Consider the following 3,275-nt stretch of genomic DNA (forward strand, 5'->3'; position numbering starts at 1 on the left):
CACACTGGCCCGCCAGTATGCCGAACAGGCGCTGCAGCCGCTGATTGATGACAAACGGGCGACCGCTGTGGATGTGGTCGTCACCTCGCCTGAAACCGGCTGGCTGCAGCTGTCCATCATGGTCACACAGGCAGGCGGCAACGTCCTGACGTTCACCCACCCGGTCAAAGTGGTTTAAACGGAGTTTATATGGCTCGCAGCGTACCGGCACTCGCCGACATGACTCAACGACAGCTACGTGATATCCGTAACCAGTTACCGGATGCGGACGTCTCCGGTGACAGCGACTACGCCATACGGGCGAATGCCGTCTCCGGCGTGGCGCAGGGACTTTATAATGACCAGAGTTGGATACTGCGCCAGATATTCCCGGACACCGCCGACCACGACTGGCTGGTTCGACAGCGCGGTGACGATTAAAACCATGCGTGGTGGCACTGATGCCGAGAGCGATACCTCGCTGCTTTCGCGTCTGCTGGAGCTGATGCGCCGCACGCCAGCCGGGGGCAACAAATACGACTACCGCCGCTGGGCGATGGAGGTCAGCGGCGTGACGGAAGCGTATGTTTACCCCCTGCGCCGGGGCTACGGCACCGTGGACGTGGTGATTACCGCCAGCGGCGGTCTGCCGTCCGACGAGATACTCAAGGCGGTACAGGCCCATATCGACGACCAGCGCCCGGTGACGGCAAAAGACACGCTGGTGATGGCCCCGGAGCCGGTGAGTACCGATATTTCTGTGAAAGTCAGCCTCGACGGGCTGTCGCTCGATGAGGCCAGGACGCAGATAACCCAGGTGCTGACGGACTACTTCAGCCGTCTGGCTCCGGGGGAGATTGCGGTCAGAACCCAGATGGGGGCACTGATTTCCGATACCTCCGGTGTGGTGGATTACGAGCTGACCGCGCCGACCGGTAACGTCGTGCCAGAGGTCAGCGAGAAGACCGTGCAGTGGATACGTCCGGGCACCATCACCGTGGATGAACTCAAATGACCCGGAACGACTGGCGCGAACTGCTTTATCTGCTGCCTGATGGCTATGCACGCGATGGTAAGCGGCTGAACGCTGAACTGCAGGCCGAGGGAAATATGCTGGCCAGCGTCGAGCGCAGCGCTCAGGACGTGCTGAACGGCGTAACACCTTTTACTGCCGTGGCGCTGCTTTCGTACTGGGAGCGCGTACTGGGCTTATCGGTCAGCAACGGGATGACCATTCAGGCCCGCCGTCAGCAGATTATGGCGAAGCTGGTTGAGACCGGGGGGTTGAGTCGCAGCTACTTTATCCGTCTGGCGAAGTCGCTGGGGTATGACGTCACCATTGATGAGCCGGAGCCGTTCCGCTGTGGCCGTAACCGCTGCGGTGACCGTCTGTGGATACCGGAAATTGTCTGGGTGTGGATTGTGAATATTCAGGATGGTCAGGTGCCGGTTTACCGCTTCCGCTGTGGCAGCTCGGCCACGGGTGAGCGCCTGATGTCATTTGGCCAGAATATGCTGGAAAGCATATTCCGCGATTTAAAGCCCGCGCACACGCAGGTTGTATTTAATTACGTGGAGAATAAAACGTAATGAAAGATATTATCGAGCCGGTCGATACCGACGATGGTTTATTTCACGATGGCGACCCGTCAACCGGCGCGGAAGGCACTATCGTTTACGCGAAAATCATGAACGCGCTTCAGGACGGTATTATTGATATTCAGACCGAGAATAAAAATATTCTGGCTGAAGCTCAGATGACACCTGACCCGTCGAAGAATAACCAGTTGCTGACGGCCATCAAGGCAATCGCTACGGCAATTGCGGCCACAGCAGCATCGGTGGCCGTTCCCGTTGGCACACCGCTGGCATGGCCAACAACCACGCCACCGGACGGGTACGCCATCATGCAGGGTCAGGCGTTCGACACCGCCAAATACCCGAAAACTGCTGCGGCCTATCCATCCGGCAAGCTGCCCGATATGCGTGGGCAGACCATTAAAGGTGCGCCTGATGGTCGTGCGCTGCTGAGCCTTGAGGCCGATGGCATCAAGTCGCACACACATACCGCGACGGCGTCAAATACCGACCTCGGCACCAAGACCTCAGCCGCCTTTGATTATGGGACGAAAACCACGTCAAACACGGATTTGGGGACAAAGGCGACAACGGCATTTGATTATGGCACTAAGACAACGAACAGCACTGGCGCTCATGTCCACACGTATGTAACGGACCATCAAACTGGATCACTGCGTGGTCCTTCCGGGGGGGAGAATTCATCAGGCAATGCAAATACCAGTAGCGCAGGTGCCCATACCCACACAGTTGCTATCGGTTCGCACACCCATAACGTGGCAATCGGTGCTCACGCTCACACAGTGGCCATTGGTGCGCACACGCACACTATTGTTATGGGCGCTCACGGTCACACTATCACGGTCGCCGCAGCCGGAAATGCGGAAAATACCGTTAAAAATATCGCATTTAATTATATTGTGAGGCTCGCATGACTTTTAAAATGTCCGACAAGGCACAGACCATTAAGGTTTTTAATTTACGCGCAGACACCAGTGAATTTATTGGTGCCGGTGATGCGTATATTGCACCGCATACGGGATTACCGGCTAACTGCACCGAAATAGCGCCACCGGCTATTCCTTTCGACCATGTTGCTATTTTTGATGAAGCGAAGCAGGCGTGGTCGCTCATTGAAGACCATCGTGGCGTCACCGTTTATGATACTACCTCTGGGGCATCAACTGTCATTGAGGAGCTGGGGCCGTTGCCAGAGAACGTGGTGACAACGGCTCCCTCGGGCAAGTATGAGAAGTGGGACGGGAAAGCGTGGATCAAGGATGAAGATGCAGAAAAAAATGCGCTACTGGCTGAAGCTACTAACAAACAGAACCAGTTAATCACTGAGGCCCGTCAGGTCATTGCTGAATGGCAAACCGCACTGATGCTGGGGGCACTCTCTGACGATAACAAAGTCAAATTACAGGCATGGCTCGACTATATTGAGGCGCTGAAAAAAGTCGACCTCAGCAAGCCGGAGTGGCCGGAAAAACCTGCGCAATAGAATTAATATCAACAACGAGATAATACCATGAGGCTTTCTTTATGGGTTTTCTCCCTGTTTAATCGTAACTCCAATGAGGAAATAAAAATGGCTGAAATTAAAGATATTGTGAATGACGACCTGGTGAAAAAAGCATTGCTCTCTGAGCAGGTAAAAGAGGCGGTTAAAACCCAGATTAAAACTGACCTGGATGGTCAGATTGATGGAGCGGTCG

The 3,275-nt window shown here is 55.1% G+C and carries 5 protein-coding genes and 1 pseudogene; all 6 read left to right on the forward strand.

What is annotated here, in order from left to right; translation table 11 throughout:
* Positions 1-4: 4 nt before the first annotated feature.
* Positions 5-178 carry a phage GP46 family protein gene (locus BBW68_RS15665; protein WP_083264790.1) on the forward strand — a complete coding sequence of 58 codons (174 nt, stop codon included), beginning with the start codon at positions 5-7 and terminating at the stop codon, positions 176-178.
* Between the two features lie 11 nt (positions 179-189).
* A pseudogene (locus tag BBW68_RS03755) lies at positions 190-994 on the forward strand (baseplate J/gp47 family protein).
* Positions 991-1,569 (forward strand): YmfQ family protein, encoded by a 579-nt coding sequence (locus tag BBW68_RS03760; RefSeq protein WP_070134059.1) that lies wholly within the window; start codon positions 991-993, stop codon positions 1,567-1,569. The pseudogene BBW68_RS03755 and the gene BBW68_RS03760 overlap by 4 nt, the downstream one beginning before the upstream one ends.
* Positions 1,569-2,492, forward strand: a complete 924-nt coding sequence (locus BBW68_RS03765; RefSeq protein WP_070134060.1) for a phage tail protein — start codon at positions 1,569-1,571, stop codon at positions 2,490-2,492. Before BBW68_RS03760 ends, BBW68_RS03765 begins: the two co-directional genes overlap by 1 nt.
* Positions 2,489-3,061, forward strand: coding sequence for a tail fiber assembly protein (locus BBW68_RS03770; protein ID WP_070134061.1), 573 nt, complete (start codon positions 2,489-2,491; stop codon positions 3,059-3,061). Before BBW68_RS03765 ends, BBW68_RS03770 begins: the two co-directional genes overlap by 4 nt.
* Before the next feature lie 87 nt (positions 3,062-3,148).
* The coding region (locus BBW68_RS03775; RefSeq protein WP_186821263.1) for a DUF826 domain-containing protein at positions 3,149-3,275 on the forward strand (127 nt) is incomplete at its 3' end.

The organism is Candidatus Erwinia dacicola (genome assembly GCF_001756855.1).
Lineage (GTDB): Bacteria > Pseudomonadota > Gammaproteobacteria > Enterobacterales > Enterobacteriaceae > Erwinia > Erwinia dacicola.

Excerpts from the sequence above, each read along its gene's own strand:
- BBW68_RS03760 (WP_070134059.1), top strand. The coding sequence starts at position 991 with ATGACCCGGAACGACTGGCGCGAACTGCTTTATCTGCTGCCTGATGGC.
- BBW68_RS03765 (WP_070134060.1), top strand. The coding sequence starts at position 1,569 with ATGAAAGATATTATCGAGCCGGTCGATACCGACGATGGTTTATTTCAC.
- BBW68_RS03770 (WP_070134061.1), top strand. The coding sequence starts at position 2,489 with ATGACTTTTAAAATGTCCGACAAGGCACAGACCATTAAGGTTTTTAAT.